Raw genomic sequence first — 278 nt, 5'->3', positions numbered from 1 at the left:
AATGAAGGACGCAGGTTAGCTAACACGTGTACGCTGAACAAGTCCGATCAGCCGTGGTTGAACCAGTTGAGCCAGCGTAGCGGCCACGGACGGCGGCGTTCCTGCAGGCTCACCTGCGCAATCCGTTCCTGAATGGCCGCCAACAAATTCGGCTGTTGTTCGTCAGAGTAGAGGCAACCTGTGAGCAAAGGCAAGGCTTCCGCCGCGCTCTCTACCGCCCACAGATGGAATTGCCCTTCGCGTACCGCGTCGACGATATCCTGGCGCAAGCACAGGTG

The 278-nt window shown here is 59.0% G+C and carries 1 protein-coding gene; it reads right to left on the bottom strand.

The window, feature by feature from the left end; all coding sequences use genetic code 11:
• Nucleotides 1–47: 47 nt before the first annotated feature.
• The coding region (locus RAD10_RS41710; protein WP_461622007.1) for a hypothetical protein at nucleotides 48–278 on the bottom strand (231 nt) is incomplete at its 5' end.

The organism is Bradyrhizobium sp. 23AC (genome assembly GCF_054863025.1).
Note: the sequence above shows the minus strand (reverse complement) of the source record. Positions and strands in the feature narration are given on the sequence as shown.